Here is an 18,287-nt window from a genome sequence, read left to right as displayed (position 1 = left end):
TGCCCGCAACCGGCGAATCGGGAGGTCAGAACAGGGTGAGCGCGTGCTGCAGTTCGGGCTCGGCCACCGTCGACGACGCGTCGCGTCCCGACTGCCGCAGCCCACCGGAACCGGCGAGTCCATGACGGTGGACGAGGGGTTTCATGCGATCACGCAGCCAGGACGAATATTCGGGAGTGACATAGGCGCCACGCCCGTACAGCCCCCGGTATCGCCGGATGAGCGCCGGATGTTCCTCGGCGAGCCATTCGAGAAACCAGGGCTTGGTCGACGACCGCAGATGCATCGGGAAGGCCGTCACCCCGGCCGCCCCGGCATCGGCGAGCGCCTCGAGCAGAGCATCGAGATGGGCGGTCGAATCCGTCAGATACGGGATCACCGGGGCGACCATCACGTGCGGCACGATGCCGGCGTCGGCGAGCTCACGGATCACCGTGAGCCTCGCCTGCGGCGACGGCGTCCCGGGCTCGATCTTCTTCTGCAGGTCCGGGTCGAGGATCGCCAGCGAGATCCCCACGCTCACCGACACCTCGCCTGCCGCCTGGCGCAACAGCGACAGATCCCGCCGGATCAGCGTGCCCTTGGTGAGGATGGAGAACGGCGTCCGCGACTCGGCGAGCGCGGAGATCACCCCCGGCATGAGCCGATAACGCCCCTCGGCCCGCTGATAGGGGTCGGTGTTGGTCCCGAGCGCGACCGTCTCGCGGGTCCAGGACCGGCGGCGCAACTCCTTGCGGAGCACCGCCGCCACGTTCAGCTTGACCACCACCTGGGTGTCGAAATCGGTGCCGGCATCGAGATCGAGGTACTCGTGCGTCGGCCGGGCGAAGCAGTAGCGGCAGGCGTGGGTGCACCCGCGAAAAGTGTTGACGGTGAACTGGAACGGGAGCTGTGACGCCTCCGGGACGCGGTTGAGTGCGCTCTTCGCCAGCACCTCGTGGAACGTGACACCCTCGAAGTCGGGCGTGCGCACCGACCTGACCAGACCTGAGCGACTCAACCCGGGGAGCGCCCCGTCGTCGACCTCCACGGCCTGATCGGACCATCGCATGCAGCGAGTCGAACATATGTACGAGAGCACTGTCAAGTGCGGTGCCCACCCGGCAACCCGCGCCGCTATCATCGCCGTATGTCGACCAGCGCCGGAACCCATCATGCACCAGGTCCCCAGTACCTGGTGGCCGGCCGCTACCGCCTCAAGTCGCGGATCGGCGGCGGTGGCATGGGTACGGTCTGGCTGGCCCGCGATCAGCTCCTCGACCGCGATGTGGCGGTGAAACAGGTCGTCTCCACCGAGGGTCTCACCGAGGACTCCGCCGAGAACGTGCGCCGCCGGGCGATGCGCGAGGGTCGGATCGCGGCGAAGCTGTCACACCGCAACGCGATCGCCATGCACGATGTCGCCCTCGATCGCGGGGAGCCCTGGCTGGTGATGGAGTACCTCCCCTCCCGGAGCGTCGCCCAGATCCTGCATGCCACACAGACTCTCACCCCCGTCGAGGCGGCCCAGATCGGTGCCCAGGTGGCCGACGCGATGGTCGAGGCGCACGCGGCCGGGATCGTGCACCGCGACATCAAACCCGGGAACATCCTCATCGCCGAGGGCGGTCGCAATGCCGGGCTGGTCAAGATCACCGACTTCGGCATCTCGCGGGCCAAGGACGACGTGACGCTCACCCAGACCGGCGTGATCACCGGCACCCCGGCCTATTTCGCCCCCGAGGTCGCACGTGGCGCAGACCCGCAGGAGGCGTCGGACGTGTATTCCCTTGGTGCGACCGTCTACACGATGGTCGAGGGACAGCCGCCGTTCGGGATCGACGACAACTCGATCGCGCTGCTGCACAAGGTCGCCCGCGCCCGCATCAACCCGATGGAGCGTGCCGCCGAGCTCGAGCCGGTCCTGCTGCGTCTTCTCGAACCGAGTCCGACCAAGCGCCCCTCCATGGTCCAGGCCCGCGACCTGCTCGCCGCGTTCGCCGCCGGCTCGCGCGGTACGCGGGACCAGGTCCTCACCGGACTCATCACCCGCCCCGGCGCGGGGACGCCGGTGTGGTCACAACGAACCGGACGGGCGTCGACCACCGGGTCCCACCGCCCGGCCGCCGGACCGACACTGCCCCCGTATGCGCAGACGATGCCCGCCGATCGCGGCTCCCGCGACCTCACCCGCGAGGGCTTGTCCCCCACGCTGATGTCGACACCCCGACCCCAGTCCACACCGAGGTACTCATCCGATCCGGGATCACCGACACCACAGCAGAATTCGCAGCCGAGTCACCCGTCCGTCTACGGACCGCCACCCCGATCGTCGGCCACGTCGAGCACCGCACTCGCGGTGTCGGTCTTCGCCTTCTTCGCCGTGCTCGCGGTGATGGTCGTGCTCGCCATCGCCCTGTTGCGCTGAGCGGACCCCGGCTCAGCCGATGTGACGCGTCGCCGCCCAGCGGGTCAGCGCGTTGCGATTGGACTGCTGGGTCTTGCGCAGCACGTTCGAGGCGTGTGTCTCGACCGTCTTGATCGAGATGAACAGCTCCTCGGCGATCTCCCGATAGGTGTAACCGCGCGCGAGCAGTCGCAGGACCTCCAGTTCCCGACGGGTCAGGGAGTCCAGTTCGGGGTCGAGCGGCGGTTCGGGCGCCGTCGACTTGCCGGTGAAGGAATCCAGGACGAAGCCCGCGAGTCGCGGGCTGAACACCGCGTCGCCGTCGGCGACCCGACGGACCGCGTCGGCCAGTTCGGGTCCGGCGATCGTCTTCGTCACGTACCCGCGTGCACCCGCCCGGATCGTCGCGATGACGTCCTCGGCCGCATCGGAGACGCTGAGGGCCAGGAACACCGGTGTTCCCTTGTCCTGCATCCCCGTTCCGAGGCGGTCGACGACCCCGCGCAGTACCGCGACCCCGCCGCCGGCGGGCATGTGGACGTCGAGCAGGACCACATCAGGTGCGGCTGCCACGATTCCGTCGATCGCCTCCGCCACGGCGCCGGCCTCACCGACGACGCGCAGACCCGGCTCGTCGGCCAGTTCGGCCCGCACCCCGGAACGGAAGACCGCGTGATCGTCGACCAGATAGACGCTGTACGTCGACGGCATCGCGTCGGAATCGCTGTCGGATGTCGGGCCGGAACCGGTCATGCTCGGGGTCATCGCACCTTCCTGCGGTGGTCCGGCTGCTCCACAACCGGATGGGTGGCGGCGTCGCGGGCAGCGCCTGGGTCGCCGACGGCAGCGTCGGTGTCGTCGGTGACGGTGTCGGTGGGCGACTCGTCGTGCACGTCGTCGAGGGAACCGCCGTCTCCGCGTGGCATCACGAGACCGACGTTGGTACCGCGGCCGGGCGTCGAGGTGATGCGGACGCGACCGCCCATCCGCTCCACGCGGGCGCGGATCGAGCGGGTGATCCCCTGCCGGTCGTCGTCGACGACGGCGGGGTCGAACCCCACGCCGCGATCACGGACGAACACCTCGACCTCATCGTCGGTGACCTCCCCGTAGACGTCCACGGTGCGCTCGCCGGAGTGCTTGGCCGCGTTGACCAGCGCCTCGCGCGTGGCACCGACCAGGGCCGACCATCGCTTGGCATCCCGGGTGTTGCGCGGCCGCAGATCGCCGACGGTGATGACCTCCACCTCGATACCGTAGGCGTCCTCGACCTCGGCCCCGACGCTGCGCAACGCCGCGGCGAAGGACCCGCGTTCGGTGGCGGGGTCCCCGAAGAGCCAGGACCGCAGTTCGCGTTCCTGACTCCGCGCGAGCCGGGCCACCTCCTCGGGCCGGCCGGCCTTCTTCTGGATCAGCGCGAGGGTCTGCAGCACGGAGTCGTGCAGATGCGACGCGATCTCCTCCCGTTCGGCGTTGCGGATCCGGGCCGCCCGTTCCTCGTTGAGGGTCCGGAGCATTCGCATCCACAGCGGAACCGTCAGCAACACCACCCCGATGAGGGTCGCGCCGACCGCGAGGATCGTCGAGTTGAGCCCGCCGAAGCTGCGGTCGCCGGCCACGACGACCACGACCAGCCCCCCGACGACCAGGGCCACGCCGCCGATCAGGCGTGTCCAGGTCAGCAGAGGTGTGCGCGGCGCGCGGTGCGACGTGTCGAACTCGCGCCAGACGAGGCTCGCGCCGATGGCGATGAAGACGAACGGGACGAGGTACTCCGCGGGCGTGCCCGACGCCGCGAAACCCACCACGGCCATCGCGACGAGACCGATCATCGCCAGGCCCAGCGACTGCCTGCGTTCGCCGGGTGCCGGCGGTGCGGTGTCCTTGCCCACCGGGCAGAAGAACCAGAGGAGCCCGTAGGCGGCGACCCCGGCGCCGGCCAGGGCGGCCAGCACCACGAAGACGATCCGCACACGGAACACCTCGACCCCGAGATGGTCGGCCAGCCCGCCGGCGACACCGGCGACGACACGACCCCCGTCGCGGCGCACCAACCGCGGGACTGGCTCGACCTCCATTCGACTCACTCCTCGATCGTCCCATGACACCGATGCCGGGGCATCGGGGTCAACCCCGGTTTGCGGGCCACGGACTCAGGGTGTGTCAGGGTTCTACGGGGACCCGGCCGGGTTCTCGGGGGACAAATCAGGGGTTCACCCGATGTGACGGCCACGGTGCGGGCGGCACCATGTTCGCATGGACACCAAGGAGTTCCAGCAGCAGATCCAGGGGCTGTGGTCGACGCGCCCCTACCGCCCCGAGGGCCGGACCATCGCCGGAGTGTGTGCCGGCATCGCAGCGCGCTACCGGATCGATCCCACACTGGTGAAGGTCGCATTCGTGGTCGCGGCCTTCTTCGGGGGCAGCGGACTGTTGCTGTACCTCGCCGCCTGGGTCGCCTTCCCCGGCGCAGGCCGCGCCCGCGACGAGGCGCTCCTGGCCGGGCGCCGCACCTCGGACGACGCGCACGGGTCGTTGCACGGACTCGGCAACCCGCAGGTCATCCTGCTCGTCGTCCTCTCGATCGTCATCGTCACCTCCTTCGGCCCCAACCGGACATGGGGGTCGGGCGGACTGGTCGGGGCGATCCTCATGCTCGGCGGCTGGTACCTGCTGTACCTGCGCACCCCGACACCGCCGGCCGGGACCAGCGTCGACACCGCGGCCGTCACCGACATCGTCGTGCCGCCCCCGGCCGCCGGCCAGTTCGAACGCTGGGTACCGCGCGCCATGACCGGCACCGGCGGCCCGGCGGACCCGCCGACCGCCATCGCTGGTACCCCGACACCAGGAGCTCCCATGCCCTCGACATCACCGGACGTCACACCATCGACCGCCACACCACCCCATCTGGCCGACGACCATCCGGCGACACCCGAGCCACGGGTCGATCTCGCCAAGGCGACGCCGGGGCACGTCGACGCCGACTCGGACACCGACACGGGCCCCGCCACCGGGGCGACCATCGAACTGAGTCCACCGGCCTGGGACCCGCTCGGAGCAGCTCGGTTCGCGTGGGACCTGCCCGAACCGGCGGCCCCCGAAGCACCGGTCGTCGTACGGCGCAGGCGGTCACCGCTGACCCTGATCGTCGTGGGACTCGCGATCATCGTGGGAGCCGCGGGAGCCGCACTGCACCAGGCCGGGGTCGACTGGTTCACCGCGCCGCACATCCTCTCGCTGTGCCTGGCCGTCGTGGGTGCCGGACTCCTCGTCGCGGCGTTCGTACGTCGACGCACCGGCGAACACAGCACCGGTCTCGTACCCATCGCCATCGCACTCGGGGTCGCCGTCGTCGCCACGACCGTGGTGTCCGGGGTCAGCGGCATCACCGGACCGCTGCCCTCCGGAGGCGCCGGAGAACGCAACTGGACACCGTTGAGCGAGAACGACATCCAGTCCCAGTACTCGCTGGGGGCCGGTGAGATGACCTTGGACCTGCGCCAGGTGGACCTCACCGCCGACCGCACGGTGAAGCTCGAGAACGGCGTCGGTGTCATCCGGGTCCTCGTCCCCGACACCATGAACGTCCGTGCGCAGTGCCAGACGGGCATCGGCGACTACACATGCCCCACCGGACTCGACGGTGGGCGCGACGGCACCGACGGGCCGGTCCTCGAGATCGACGCCCGCACCGGGATGGGAGAGGTGGAGGTTCTCCGATGACCATTCACGACGACGACACCGCCCCCGGCAACGCCTGCCGGTCCGGCCATCGTGCCCCGGGCCTGGGATTCCTCGGAATTCTTGCCCTCGCGGTGGCCGGATGGGGGCTCGCCGACGGCCCCACCCTGCCCGACGCCGCCGACCTCGGATGGGTCGCGGTCGGCGTCGGTCTGCTGATCGGGCTCGTGCTGATCGTGTCCGGGGCGCGCACGCGGCGCTGACCCGGGGCCGACGCTTCGACGACGACGGCCGGTGGCTTCTGCCACCGGCCGTCGTCACGCCTCGATCACCCTCGGGCGGTCACTCCCACTCGATGGTGCCCGGCGGCTTGCTCGTCACGTCGAGCACGACACGGTTGACCTCGGCCACCTCGTTGGTGATGCGGGTCGAGATGATCTCCAGGACCTCGTAGGGCACGCGCGTCCAGTCCGCGGTCATCGCGTCCTCGCTGGACACCGGCCGCAGCACGATGGGATGACCGTAGGTGCGGCCGTCGCCCTGCACGCCCACGCTGCGGACGTCGGCGAGCAACACCACCGGACACTGCCAGATCTGCGAGTCGAGTCCGGCCGCGGTGAGTTCCTCGCGGGCGATCAGGTCGGCCTTGCGCAGCAACTCCAGGCGGTCGCCGGTCACCTCGCCGACGATGCGGATCGCGAGGCCCGGGCCGGGGAACGGCTGACGCGCCACGATCTCCTCGGGTAGTCCGAGTTCGCGGCCGACGGCGCGGACCTCGTCCTTGAACAGCAACCGCAGGGGCTCGACCAGGCTGAACTCCAGATCGTCTGGCAGGCCGCCCACGTTGTGGTGGCTCTTGATGTTCGCGGTGCCGCTGCCACCGCCGGATTCGACGACATCGGGGTAGAGCGTGCCCTGCACGAGGAACTCGACCTTCTCCCCCGATTCGGCCTCCTCGCCGAGCACCTCGCTGACCGCGCCCTCGAACGACCGGATGAACTCCCGGCCGATGATCTTGCGCTTGGTCTCCGGGTCGCTGACGCCGGACAGCTCGCGCAGGAACGTGTCGGCAGCGTCGACCGTCACCAGCTTGGCACCGGTCGCACCGACGAAATCGTGCTGCACCTGTTCGCGCTCACCGGCTCGCAGAAGACCGTGATCGACGAAGACGCAGGTGAGACGATCGCCGATGGCGCGCTGCACCAGCGCGGCGGCGACCGCTGAGTCCACGCCACCGGACAATCCGCAGATGGCCCGTCCGTCGCCGATCTGATCGGCGACGGCGTCGATGAGCGCGTCGGCGATGTTGGCCGCCGTCCAGGTGGCCTCCAGCCCGGCGATCTCGTAGAGGAAGCGGGTGAGGATCTGCTGACCGTGCGGCGTGTGCAGCACCTCGGGGTGGTACTGCACACCGGCCATGCGGCGCTTGAGGTTCTCGAACGACGCGACGGGCGCGCCCGGCGTGGACCCGGTGACGGTGAAGCCCTCCGGCGGCGCCTGCACGGCGTCGTTGTGGCTCATCCACACCGGCTGTGTGTCCGAGAGGCCCTGATGCAGAACACCTTCGCCGTTGACGGTCAGCGTGGTGCGGCCGAACTCGCGGCCACCGGTGTTGGCGACCTCGCCACCGAGCTTGTCGGCCATCGCCTGGAATCCGTAGCAGATGCCGAACACCGGGACGTCGAGGTCGAAGAGGGCCGGATCGAGATCGGGCGCGTCTTCGGCGTACACCGACGACGGACCACCCGACAGGATGATCGCAACCGGATCCTTCTCCTGGATCTTCTCCAGCGGGGCGTCGTGGGAGATCACCTCGGAGTAGATCCGGGCCTCGCGAACCCTGCGGGCGATCAGCTGCGCGTACTGCGCACCGAAGTCGACGACGAGAACCGGCCGGGGGCCCTCGAGGAAATCCTCACCAGAAGAGTCTGTCACCGGGTCGAGTCTAGTGGGCCGATTCCGGTGAGCACCGCACCGGTCTCTCCTGCTCACCCGGCCGACGGCGGGCCGTCGTGGCCCGAGGCACATCGGGCCCGCGGGTGCGGCCTGCACCGAGGGCTTCCGGACCGACGTGAAATACTCCGCAATCGACATGACTGCATCGCCGGAAACCCCCCATCGCTGGTCGCTGAGCATCGGCGACCTCACCCAGGCCGCCGTGTTCGCCGCGCTGATCGCCGCGCTCGGACTCCCCGGGACCATCAACATCGGCTCCAGCGGTGTGCCGATCACCCTCCAGTCGCTCGGCGTCATCCTCGCCGGTGCGGTTCTCGGCCCCAAGAAGGGGACCCTCGCGGTCGTGCTCTTCATGGTGCTCGCGATCGCCGGACTGCCGATCCTCGCCGGCGGCCGGAACGGCTACACCTCGCTCTCCTCGCCCACCGCGGGCTTCTTCATCGGGTTCCTGCCCGCCGTCATCGTGATCGGCGTGTTGACCGCGATGATGCTCGGTGTCGGCACCACCCCGCGCTACCGCGTGCTCTGGGGCATCGGCATCAACGTGCTCGGCGGGATCGTCGTGCTCTACGTGTTCGGGATCGTCGGGATGCTCCTGCGCACCGACCTGACGGTGTGGGCGGCGTTGTCCGCCAACGGCCCGTTCATCCCGGGTGACATCGCGAAGGCCGTGGTCGCCGCGCTGGTCGCCGCCCAGGTCCATCGCGGGCGGCCCGGACTCATCGCACCGATGCGACTGTCGCGGCGCGCCGCCGTCGCCGACAGCTGACGCGGCGGTGACCCGAGCCGGATGATCGAGTTCGAGAACGTCTCGCACGCCTACGACGGTCGTGTCGTGCTGCGTGACGTCTCGCTCACGTTGTCGGAGAACCGCATCGGGATCGTCGGTGCCAACGGCAGCGGTAAGTCGACGCTGGCGCGGATGATCAACGCGCTCGTCGTCCCCGACTCGGGGACCGTCACCGTCGACGGCCTGCCGGTCGCGAAGAACAAGCGCGAGGTCCGCCGACGGGTGGGGTTCATCTTCTCCGACCCCGACCGCCAGATCATCATGCCGACGGTGCTGGAGGACATCGAACTGTCCCTCCGCCGGACCGATCTCGACAAAGCGGCGCGCGCCGACCGCGCCCGCGAGGTGCTCGCGCGATTCGGACTCGCCGCCCACGCCGACCATCCCGCCCAGCGACTGTCCGGTGGGCAGAAGCAACTCCTCGCCCTCGCGTCGATCTTCGTGACCGACCCGGCGATCATCGTCGCCGACGAGCCCACCACCCTGCTCGACCTGCGCAACACCCGCATGCTCACCAGGGTCTTCGACACCCTCGACGAACAGCTCGTCGTCGTCAGCCACGATCTCGACATCCTCGCCGGCTTCGACCGGGTGATCGCCATCGACGAGGGCCGGGTCGTCGCCGATGATTCGCCCGGCCCCGCACTCGCGGCGTACCGCAGGCTGATGTCATGAACGTGCTCGGCGTCTACCGGCCCGGCAACACCCTCGTGCATCGCCTGCCCGCCGGATTCAAGTTCCTCGCGATGGGCGTGCTCATCCTCGTGCTGTCGCTGACCGTGCGGTCGTTGCCGGCGCTCGGGATCGCGACCCTCGGCGTCGCGGTGATCTACGCGCTGGCCGGGATCGGCCCCCTCGAGGCGTGGCGGCAGCTGCGCCCGCTGCTGTGGCTGCTGCTGTTCATCTTCGCGTTCCAGGTCGTGTTCACCGATTGGCGACGCGCCGTGGTGATCTGCGGGGTCCTCGCGCTGTCGGTCGCGCTCGCCGCCGTCGTCTCGCTGACCACGCGCACCACGGACATGCTCGACACGATCGTCCGAGCACTGGGGCCGCTGGCCCGCTTCGGTGTGCGCGTGGACCTGATCGCGATCGCGTTGGCCCTCACCATCCGTGCGATCCCGCTGATGGTCGAGGTGGTGCGCGAGGTCGACGAGGCCCGCAAGGCCCGCGGGTTGCGTCCCGGGCCGCGCATCCTCGTCGCACCGGTGGTGCTGGCAGCCCTGCGCACCGCGGACGGATTCGCCGACACCCTCACCGCACGTGGCCTGGACTGAGCCGACGGTACCGACCATTCAGGGCCGACCGTTCGGGGTCGACCTTTCGGGGTCGATCTTTCGGGGCCGTCAGGACCCGACGAGGTCGGCGAGAGCGGCATCGAGGTCGGGGAAGCGGAATTCGAAACCTGCGTCCGCCAGCACATCTGATCGCGCACGCCGCCCCGTGAGCCCGAGCGCGGGGTCGGTGCGCAGCGCGACTGCCCCCAGTTTCAGCAGGACTCCCGGCGTCGGCGGTGCCGGCGGCCGGTGGAGGACCTTCCGCAACTGCGCCATGAGCTCGGCGTTGCGGACCGGATTCGGTGCGGCGGCCACGAGGACACCATCGGGCAGCATCGTCGGACCGTCCACGCCCAGCGCCATCCGGGCGATCGCCAGCCAGTCGTCGACGTGAATCCAGCTGAACCACTGCCGTCCGTCGCCGATGCGTCCACCCAGTCCGGCGCTGGTGAGGCCGGCCAGTCGTCGCATCGCCGGTGCGTCGGCGTCCAGGACGATCGACGTCCGCAGGACGGTGAGGTGCTCGGTGTTCGCCCCGTCGACCGCGGCTTCCCAGGGCTGCGCGACACCGGTCATCTGCGGTAGGCCCGGTTCCGGTACAGGGGTGGCCTCGGTGCACCACTGCTCGCCGGCATCACTCCAGATGGCCGTGGTGCTCGACTGCAGCCAGTGCGAAATCGGCGTCCTCCGCATCCGGGAAGCGACGACGAGAGCTCGCGTCGCGTCCACCCGGCTGTCCCGCAGTGCGGCGATGTTGGCCGTGGTGGGCCGGCAGTCCACCAGCTTGCCCGCGAGGTTCACGACCGCTGTCGGACGGTCCGCCGTGACGACATCCACCCAGTCCCCCTGGGTCCGGCCGTCCCAGACTACCTGCTCGAAGGGCGACGACGGGTCGACGCGCCGCGTCAGGATGATCGGGTGGTGTCCACGTGAGAGCAGGTCATGCGCGAGATGTGTTCCGAGCGCGCCGCTTCCGCCGGCGAGAATGACGGTCGACGATGTCTGCTGTGCCATGGTGCCCCCGGTGTCTCGGCTCGTGGAGGCGACAGTACCCGCGGAAACCCGCGGCACCTATGACGCGATCCACACCCCGCGTCACCCCATCGTGCAACCGGCCAGACGGCGTCGTCAGGCCGTGGCGGCAGGCGCTACCGGCGTGATGGGCAAGCGCAGTGCACCCGGAGCCTCGGCGGGGACCACCGGCGAGGCCGGCGGGGTCGGGGTGATCCGCCGGTACGGCTCGCCCTGACCGGGCCGGCGATCGTCCTCACCCTTGTTCGGCCACAGTGCGGCCGCACGTTCGGCCTGCGCGCAGATCGTCAGGGACGGGTTGACGCCGAGGTTCGCCGACACCGATGCGCCGTCGGCGATGTGCAGGGTCGGGTAGTTCCAGACGCGCTGGTAGGGATCGATCACGCCGCTCGCGGGGTCGTCGGAGATCGCGCAGCCGCCGAGGTAGTGCGCGGTCAGCGGCATGTTGACGATGTCGCCCCAGGTGCCGCCTGCCACACCGTCGTTCAGCTTCGCGGCGATCCGTCGCGTCGCCTCGTTGCCCGCGGGGATCCAGGTCGGGTTCGGTTCACCGTGCCCCTGCTTGCTCGTGACGTACCGCAACGGCCCGCGTTTGCGCACGAAGGTGGTCAGCGAGTTGTTGTTGTTCTGCATGACCAGGGCGATGACGGTCCGCTCGCTCCACTGGCGCACGACCAGCAACCGCACCAGCAGGAACGGATTGCGCGCCACCTGACGAAGGAACTGACCCAGCCGGTGGCGACGTGTGCCACCATCGGTCAGCAGCGTCTGCAGATAAGCGATCGCGTTGGAGCCCTTGCCGTATCGCACCGGTTCGATGTGGGTGTTCGGCTCCGGATAGAACGACGAGGTGATCGCGACCCCGCGCGAGTAGTCGTTCTCCGGGTCGATACGCGAGCCCATCGCACCGAGGATCGACTCCGAATTCGTTCGCGTGAGCCGGCCCATCGCGTCCGAGATGCGGGGCAGCGTACCGAGTTTCGCGTGGTGCAGCAGACGCTGGGTGTTGAACGTGCCGGCGGCCAGGATCACCTGCCCCGCGGTGAACGTCCGCCGACGCCTGCCCACCGGACCCCACGACGACGAATGGTGCGTGCCGACCTCCCACACGCCGTCTTCGCGCTGCCGCAACGAGTCCACCGTGGTGCGGTCGATGATCGTGGCGCCGTTGCGTTCCGCGAGCCCGAGGTAGTTCTTCAGCAGGGTGTTCTTCGCGCCGACGCGGCACCCGGTCATGCATGCGCCACATTCGGTGCATGCGGTTCGCTCCGGCCCGGCACCCCCGAAGTACGGGTCCGCGACCGTCTCGCCCGGTGCCCCGGCCAGACCCGTCTTCGCGCCGAAGAACACGCCGACCGGCGTGGGCGTCACGGTGTCCCCGGCACCCATCTCGGCGGCCACCTCGGCCACCACCCGGTCCGACGCGGTCACGGTCGGATTGGTGACGACGCCGAGCATGCGCCGGGCCTGGTCATAGTAGGGGGAGAGTTCGTCCTCCCAGTCGGTGATGTGGTTCCACTGAGGGTCGGTGAAGAACGGCGTCGGTGGTTTGTACAGCGTGTTCGCGTAGTTCAGTGATCCGCCGCCGACCCCGGCGCCCGCGAGGATCATCACGTCCTTGAGCGCGTGGATGCGCTGGATGCCGTAGAGGCCGAGCTTCGGAGCCCACAGCCAACGGTTCAACCGCCAGCTGGTCTTCGCGAACTCGTCGTCCTCGAATCGGCGACCCGCCTCGACGACGGCGACCCGATAGCCCTTCTCCACCAGCCGCAGTGCACTCACACTGCCTCCGAAACCCGACCCGACGATCACCACGTCGTAATCGGTGGTGTCGCGGTCGCCTCGCCTGTCAGAACCCATGCGAACATGCTAACGCGCATTGTCACATAAGATGACCCAGGTCACCCTAAGTCCGATCGCGTCCGACGAAAAACGCCCTCCAGAGCCGGGCCGTCGACCATATATCGTCGGCCTGCCTCAGGAGGGCGTATTTCAGGGGCGGATGTCGGGGCGGCGTCGGCCCATCGCCTCAGGCGCGGACGGACAGCCCCACGCGCTGGAATTCCTTGAGATCGCAGTAGCCGGCCTTGGCCATGGCCCGGCGCAGGCCGCCCACCACGTTCAGCTCACCGTAGGGATCGTCGGACGGGCCGTTGAGGACCCGCTCGAGACTGGGGCGCTCCTCGCCGGCAGCCACCTGCAGCAGGGCGCCGCGCGGGGTGTCGGGGTGCGCGGCGGCCGACGGCCAGTACCAGCCGTCACCCGGCGCCGAACTCGTTGCCGCGAGGGTGGTTCCGAGTACCGCGGCATCCGCGCCGCAGGCGATCGCCTTGACCAGGTCGCCCGAGCTGTGGATGTCGCCGTCGGCGATGACGTGAACGTAGCGCCCACCGGTCTCGTCGAGGTAGTCACGACGCGCCGCGGCCGCATCCGCGATCGCGGTGGCCATCGGTACGCCGATGCCGAGGACCTCACCGGTCGTCGTCGCGCCTGTCGCCGACCCATAGCCGACGATGACGCCCGCGGCGCCGGTCCGCATCAGGTGCAGGGCCGTGCGGTGGTCGTGGACACCGCCGGCGATGACCGGCACGTCGAGGTCGGCGATGAAGGTCTTGAGATTCAGCGGTTCGCGCTGGGCGCCGTCGGCGTCGACCTGCGCCACGTGCTCGGCCGAGATGATCGTGCCGTGCACCACCAGGATCTCGACCCCGGCTGCCAGGAGTGCGGGGGTGAGCTCGGGCGCGTGCTGCGGACTCACGCGCACCGCGGTGGTCACTCCGGCCTCGCGGACCTGGGCCACCGCCTCGGCGAGCAGTCCGCTGTCCAGAGGTGCGGAGTGCAACCGCTGCAGATGGCGGACCGCGGCATAGGGGTCGGGGTCGTTCGCCGCGATCGAGACGAGTTCGGCGATCTTCGCCTCGACGTCGCGGTGGCGCGCCCAGAGACCCTCGCCGTTGAGGACACCCAGCGCGCCCAGCTTGCCCAGTTCGATCGCGGCCGCCGGCGACACCAGCGCATCGGTCGGATGACTCAGGATCGGTGACTCGAAGCGGTAGGCGTCGATCTGCCAGGCCGTGGAGACATCCTTGGACGAGCGGGTCCGACGGGACGGGACGATGCTGACGTCGTCCAGTTCGTAGGTCCGTCGGGCCGTCCGGCCCATGCCGATTTCGACGAGGTCACGCACCACTGCGCCTTTCTGCGGAGTTCAGCTGCACACCGACCCTACGGCGTCGCCCGCCGGGCACACCCGGCGGGAACGACGGAGGGACACTACAACGGGGGTGTCAGCGGGAATAGTAGTTGGGAGCCTCGGCGGTCAGCGTGATGTCGTGCGGATGCGATTCCTTGAGCCCGGCCGCGGTGATCTGGACGAACCGCGCCGTCTGCAGGTCGGCGATCGTCGATGCCCCGGTGTAGCCCATCGCGGCACGCAGACCGCCGACCAGTTGGTGGATCACCTGCGCGAGCGGACCGCGGAACGGCACGCGTCCCTCGATGCCCTCCGGGACCAGCTTCTCCTCCTTGAGGACGTCGTCCTGGAAGTAGCGGTCCTTCGAGTACGACTTGGCCTGACCGCGGCCCTGCATCGCGCCGAGCGACCCCATGCCGCGGTAGCTCTTGAACTGCTTGCCGTTGACCAGGACCAGCTCGCCCGGGGCCTCGGCGGTGCCCGCGAGCAACGAGCCGAGCATCGCGGTGGATGCGCCGGCCGCGAGTGCCTTCGCGATGTCACCGGAGTACTGCAGGCCACCGTCGGCGATGACCGGCACACCGGCCTTCTGACAGACCGCGACGGCCTCGAGGATCGCGGTGATCTGCGGGGCGCCGACACCGGCGACCACGCGAGTCGTGCAGATCGAGCCGGGTCCGACGCCGACCTTCACCGCGTCCGCACCGGCGTCGATGAGGGCCTGGGCGGCCTCACGGGTCGCGACGTTGCCGCCGACCACGTCGACGCGCTCGCCGACCTCGGCCTTGAGCTTGGCGACCATGTCGAGCACCAGCCGGTTGTGGGCATGGGCGGTGTCGACGATGATGACGTCGGCGCCGGCATCGGCCAGCGCCATGGCGCGGTCCCACTGCGGGCCACCGGTACCGACCGCGGCACCGACGAGCAGACGGCCGTCGGAGTCCTTGGTGGCGAGCGGGTGCTGCTCGGTCTTCACGAAGTCCTTGACGGTGATCAGACCGGTGAGGCGGCCGTTGCCGTCGACGATGGGCAGCTTCTCGACCTTGTTGCGCCGCAGCAGCCCGAGCGCGGCCTCGGCGGACACGCCCTCCTGGGCGGTGATGAGCGGAGCCTTGGTCATCACTTCGGCGACCGGGCGGCTCTGATCGACCTCGAAGCGCATGTCGCGGTTGGTGATGATGCCGACCAGTTCGCCCTTGTCGTCGACGACCGGCAGTCCGGAGATGCGGTAGCGCGCGCACATCGCATCCACCTCGGCGAGGGTGTGCGACGGCGTGCAGGTGACCGGGTCGGTCACCATGCCCGCCTCGGACCGCTTGACGGTCTCGACCTGGCCGGCCTGCTCCTCGATGGAGAGGTTGCGATGGAGGACGCCCATGCCGCCGGCGCGGGCCATGGCGATCGCCATCCGCGACTCGGTCACGGTGTCCATCGCCGAGCTCACCAGGGGCACACGCAGCGTCACGTTCTTGGTCACCCGCGACGAGGTGTCGACCTCGCTGGGGATCACGTCCGAGGCCGAGGGCAGCAACAGGACGTCGTCGAAGGTCAGGCCGAGCATCGCGACCTTGCCGGGATCGTCTCCACCGGTACGAACATGCGTCATCGGACCATCGTATCGACTGCCCCGGTGCGGCGATCGTCACACAGGCGTCTTTGCGCCGGTAGGCCGCGCGAAGGCGCGTGTTCGGTGTCCGGGCGAGGCGGTGAATGCGTGCGGCGCAGGCGCCTCACGATCGGCTACGGTGGTGATGTGCGTGACCACCTGCCACCCGGCCTCCCGCCGGACCCGTTCGCCGACGACCCCAGCGACCCCGCTTCCGCCCTGGACAGCGTGGAGCCGGGTATCCCGCTGGACGAGAACGAGCGGCTCGCGGTGGAGGAAGATCTCGCCGACCTCGCACTCTACGAGGCGCTGCTGGCACATCGCGGCGTACGCGGCCTCGTCGTCGTCTGCGAAGACTGCCACGAAGACCATTACCACGACTGGGACATGTTGCGCGCCAACCTGATCCAGCTTCTCATCGACGGTACCGTGCGTCCGCACGAGCCGGCGGTCGACCCGCGGCCCGATTCCTACGTCACCTGGGATTACTGCCGCGGTTACGCCGATGCGCGCAGCCACATCGACGAAGGTCGCTGACCGGCTCCACTCCGGCTTCGCGTGGCCGGTGCCCCGTGCCCGATCCAGCCGCGTCGACACGACGCCGCGCACCACCCCACGAGGAAGGCCCCGTACCGACTCGGTACGGGGCCTTCCTCGTGGTCACGACGGAGACGGGAACGTCAGCCGATCGGCCGACCCGAGGCGTCCACACCGGGCGGCGGCGTCCACGGGATCTCGGGGAACTCCGCGGGAAAGCGCGTCACCTTGGTGCTCGACGTCGGCGCCGACGGTTGTGCGGGTCCGGTCGACGGCGAGTCCGACGACGGGACCGGCTCCTCGCTGGGCACCTCCGGCAGCGTCGTGGGGTTGTCGGACTCCTCACCCGGAGGAGGCGTCGAGCCATCGGCGGGCGACGGCTTGTCGCCGCTCTCACGCAGGTCGGGACGCGTCGGCTCGATCGTCGTCGGCTGCTCACTCCCCGACGGCAATGGCAGCGAGGTCACGTCGGGCAGACCGGCCCCCGCCCGCAGGCGGTTCAGCCATTCGGTCATCTCGTCGCGCATCTCGTTGTCGCGCATCGGACCCATGCGTTCGGACGCCTCGGCGAGCAGGCTCGCCGCGGTGCCCGGGTCACCGGCGGCGATGGCCGCCTCGGCACGCTCGAGGTTGTTGCGCACGTCGTGGGCGGCCTGCGTCTGAGACGCCGCCTCGGCGAACACGACCTGCTTGATGCCCCAGAGCGGATCGCCGGGCTGCGAACCCTCCGACAGCACGGTGAGGCCCGCGGCGGCGACGATGACGATGGCGGCGGCACCCGACACGACGCGCAGGTGGCGCACCATCCGGCGTCCCCGGCTCGCCCGTTCGGTGGTACCGATGGCGCGCTCGACGTCGTCGACGGAGATGAGCCGCTCGGCCGGCTTCGACACGACCTCGGACTTCCAGCCCGAGAGCAGTTCGGCCAGCTCGTACTCGGCCGCGTCACGTGTCGGCACGGGTACATCGCGCGTGAGGGCGTCGAGGAAGTTCTCGTCGAACCCGACCTCGGAGAGGTTCGGGGCGCCGTCTGCCACCGGGTCGACGTCATGGTCGAGGTCACGGTGACTCACGTCCGGGGAGATCGGCTCGACCGGTCGTGGACCGGGTCCGGCAGGCGCTGGCCCGCTCGGTCCGGGCGCGCGTCGATGCGCGGGCGGTTGACCGGGTCGATTCGGCTGGTCACCGCCGGTGACACGGCGTCGACGCCAATCAGACTGTCCGCTCATCGTGACCTCCTGTCCGTCTCAACTCGTCTTTCAATCTCGCCAGCGCCCGGTGCTGGGCGACGCGCACGGCGCCCGCGGTGCTGCCGATCGCCTGGGCTGTCTCCTCGGCCGACATCCCCACGATCAGCCTCAGGACCAGCACCTCGCGCTGCTTCTCGGGCAGGACCGCCAGGAGCGAGCGCATACGTCTGCTGCCGTCGGCGTCGATCGCGAACTGCTCGGGACCGCCCGCGGCGTGCGATACCTCGGGGAGCTCATCGACCGGGTCGGACTTGACCCGTGCGGCCACCCGCATCGCGTCGGCGACCTTGTGCGAGGCGATCCCATACACGAAAGCCATGAACGGTTTACCCTGGTCCCGGTAACGGGGCAGTGCGGTCATCACCGCCATCAATGCCTCCTGCGCGATGTCGTCGGCGGAGAACAGATGACGTTCCCCGACCCCGATGCGTCCTCGGCAGTAGCGCAGGATCGGTTCCTGCACGCTCTCGAGAACTGACGTGAGAGCAGCACGATCGCCCTGGCCTGCGGCCCGGACGGCGTCGTTCAACTCACCACCTGTCAACTTCATCGCGTGTAGGAATCCCCGTGTTACAGATC

At 69.6% G+C, this 18,287-nt stretch carries 17 protein-coding genes; 7 read left to right on the top strand and 10 right to left on the bottom strand.

Annotated elements, in window-relative coordinates:
* Positions 1 to 25: 25 nt before the first annotated feature.
* A complete protein-coding gene (locus MAY35_RS15050) occupies positions 26 to 1,051 on the bottom strand; it encodes an Rv2578c family radical SAM protein (RefSeq protein WP_238422107.1) in 1,026 nt (341 codons plus the stop codon).
* A gap of 78 nt (positions 1,052 to 1,129) precedes the next feature.
* Between MAY35_RS15050 and MAY35_RS15045 the strand changes: the two genes are divergently transcribed.
* On the top strand, positions 1,130 to 2,407 hold the full coding sequence (locus MAY35_RS15045) for a serine/threonine-protein kinase (protein WP_238422106.1): 1,278 nt from the start codon (positions 1,130 to 1,132) through the stop codon (positions 2,405 to 2,407).
* 12 nt (positions 2,408 to 2,419) lie between these two features.
* Here MAY35_RS15045 and MAY35_RS15040 read toward each other — a convergent pair whose 3' ends face one another.
* Together MAY35_RS15040 and MAY35_RS15035 are read right to left on the bottom strand one after the other, a co-directional pair.
* Positions 2,420 to 3,139 carry a response regulator transcription factor gene (locus tag MAY35_RS15040; RefSeq protein ID WP_281063140.1) on the bottom strand — a complete coding sequence of 240 codons (720 nt, stop codon included), beginning with the start codon at positions 3,137 to 3,139 and terminating at the stop codon, positions 2,420 to 2,422.
* Positions 3,140 to 3,147: 8 nt separating this feature from the next.
* Positions 3,148 to 4,464 (bottom strand): ATP-binding protein, encoded by a 1,317-nt coding sequence (locus MAY35_RS15035; protein WP_238422105.1) that lies wholly within the window; start codon positions 4,462 to 4,464, stop codon positions 3,148 to 3,150.
* A 178-nt stretch (positions 4,465 to 4,642) separates the two neighbouring features.
* Between MAY35_RS15035 and MAY35_RS15030 the strand changes: the two genes are divergently transcribed.
* Together MAY35_RS15030 and MAY35_RS15025 are read left to right on the top strand one after the other, a co-directional pair.
* Positions 4,643 to 6,112: a PspC domain-containing protein gene (locus MAY35_RS15030; protein ID WP_238422104.1), complete on the top strand. Its 1,470-nt coding sequence runs from the start codon at positions 4,643 to 4,645 to the stop codon at positions 6,110 to 6,112.
* Positions 6,109 to 6,333 (top strand): hypothetical protein, encoded by a 225-nt coding sequence (locus MAY35_RS15025; RefSeq protein WP_238422103.1) that lies wholly within the window; start codon positions 6,109 to 6,111, stop codon positions 6,331 to 6,333. The genes MAY35_RS15030 and MAY35_RS15025 overlap by 4 nt, the downstream gene beginning before the upstream one ends.
* 79 nt (positions 6,334 to 6,412) lie before the next feature.
* Here the strand turns inward: MAY35_RS15025 and guaA are convergent, their stop codons facing one another.
* Entirely contained in the window at positions 6,413 to 8,005 is a 1,593-nt protein-coding gene (guaA, locus tag MAY35_RS15020; RefSeq protein WP_238422102.1) for a glutamine-hydrolyzing GMP synthase, read from the bottom strand.
* 157 nt (positions 8,006 to 8,162) lie between these two features.
* On the opposite strand from guaA, the gene MAY35_RS15015 reads away from it, so the two are divergent.
* The 3 genes from MAY35_RS15015 to MAY35_RS15005 are packed head-to-tail and all read left to right on the top strand — an operon-like array spanning position 8,163 to position 10,090.
* Entirely contained in the window at positions 8,163 to 8,795 is a 633-nt protein-coding gene (locus MAY35_RS15015; RefSeq protein WP_238422101.1) for a biotin transporter BioY, read from the top strand.
* Positions 8,796 to 8,816: 21 nt separating this feature from the next.
* Positions 8,817 to 9,491: an energy-coupling factor ABC transporter ATP-binding protein gene (locus MAY35_RS15010; protein WP_238422100.1), complete on the top strand. Its 675-nt coding sequence runs from the start codon at positions 8,817 to 8,819 to the stop codon at positions 9,489 to 9,491.
* Positions 9,488 to 10,090, top strand: coding sequence for an energy-coupling factor transporter transmembrane protein EcfT (locus MAY35_RS15005; RefSeq protein ID WP_238422099.1), 603 nt, complete (start codon positions 9,488 to 9,490; stop codon positions 10,088 to 10,090). Before MAY35_RS15010 ends, MAY35_RS15005 begins: the two co-directional genes overlap by 4 nt.
* A 69-nt stretch (positions 10,091 to 10,159) precedes the next feature.
* On the opposite strand, the gene MAY35_RS15000 is transcribed toward MAY35_RS15005, so the two are convergent.
* From MAY35_RS15000 to guaB, 4 genes are all read right to left on the bottom strand, one after another.
* The gene (locus tag MAY35_RS15000) at positions 10,160 to 11,104 is read right to left on the bottom strand and encodes an epimerase (RefSeq protein ID WP_238422098.1); all 945 of its coding nucleotides are present in this window, start codon (positions 11,102 to 11,104) and stop codon (positions 10,160 to 10,162) included.
* A gap of 114 nt (positions 11,105 to 11,218) precedes the next feature.
* Positions 11,219 to 12,982, bottom strand: a complete 1,764-nt coding sequence (locus MAY35_RS14995) for an FAD-dependent oxidoreductase (RefSeq protein WP_238422097.1) — start codon at positions 12,980 to 12,982, stop codon at positions 11,219 to 11,221.
* 169 nt (positions 12,983 to 13,151) lie between these two features.
* Entirely contained in the window at positions 13,152 to 14,309 is a 1,158-nt protein-coding gene (locus tag MAY35_RS14990) for a GuaB3 family IMP dehydrogenase-related protein (RefSeq protein WP_238422096.1), read from the bottom strand.
* 100 nt (positions 14,310 to 14,409) lie between these two features.
* Positions 14,410 to 15,921, bottom strand: a complete 1,512-nt coding sequence (gene guaB / locus MAY35_RS14985) for an IMP dehydrogenase (RefSeq protein ID WP_238422095.1) — start codon at positions 15,919 to 15,921, stop codon at positions 14,410 to 14,412.
* Positions 15,922 to 16,068: 147 nt separating this feature from the next.
* Here guaB and MAY35_RS14980 point away from each other — a divergent pair, with 147 nt between their 5' ends.
* On the top strand, positions 16,069 to 16,458 hold the full coding sequence (locus MAY35_RS14980; protein WP_238422094.1) for a DUF5319 domain-containing protein: 390 nt from the start codon (positions 16,069 to 16,071) through the stop codon (positions 16,456 to 16,458).
* A gap of 143 nt (positions 16,459 to 16,601) precedes the next feature.
* Here the strand turns inward: MAY35_RS14980 and MAY35_RS14975 are convergent, their stop codons facing one another.
* Both MAY35_RS14975 and MAY35_RS14970 read right to left on the bottom strand, forming a co-directional pair.
* A complete protein-coding gene (locus tag MAY35_RS14975) occupies positions 16,602 to 17,687 on the bottom strand; it encodes an anti-sigma-D factor RsdA (protein WP_238422093.1) in 1,086 nt (361 codons plus the stop codon).
* The gene (locus MAY35_RS14970; RefSeq protein WP_238422092.1) at positions 17,671 to 18,258 is read right to left on the bottom strand and encodes a sigma-70 family RNA polymerase sigma factor; all 588 of its coding nucleotides are present in this window, start codon (positions 18,256 to 18,258) and stop codon (positions 17,671 to 17,673) included. Before MAY35_RS14970 ends, MAY35_RS14975 begins: the two co-directional genes overlap by 17 nt.
* Positions 18,259 to 18,287 lie beyond the last annotated feature (29 nt).

Origin of the sequence: Gordonia sp. 'Campus' (assembly GCF_022206305.1) — a bacterium.
Taxonomy (GTDB): Bacteria; Actinomycetota; Actinomycetes; order Mycobacteriales; family Mycobacteriaceae; genus Gordonia.
This window is presented reverse-complemented; position numbering and strand designations above follow the sequence as displayed.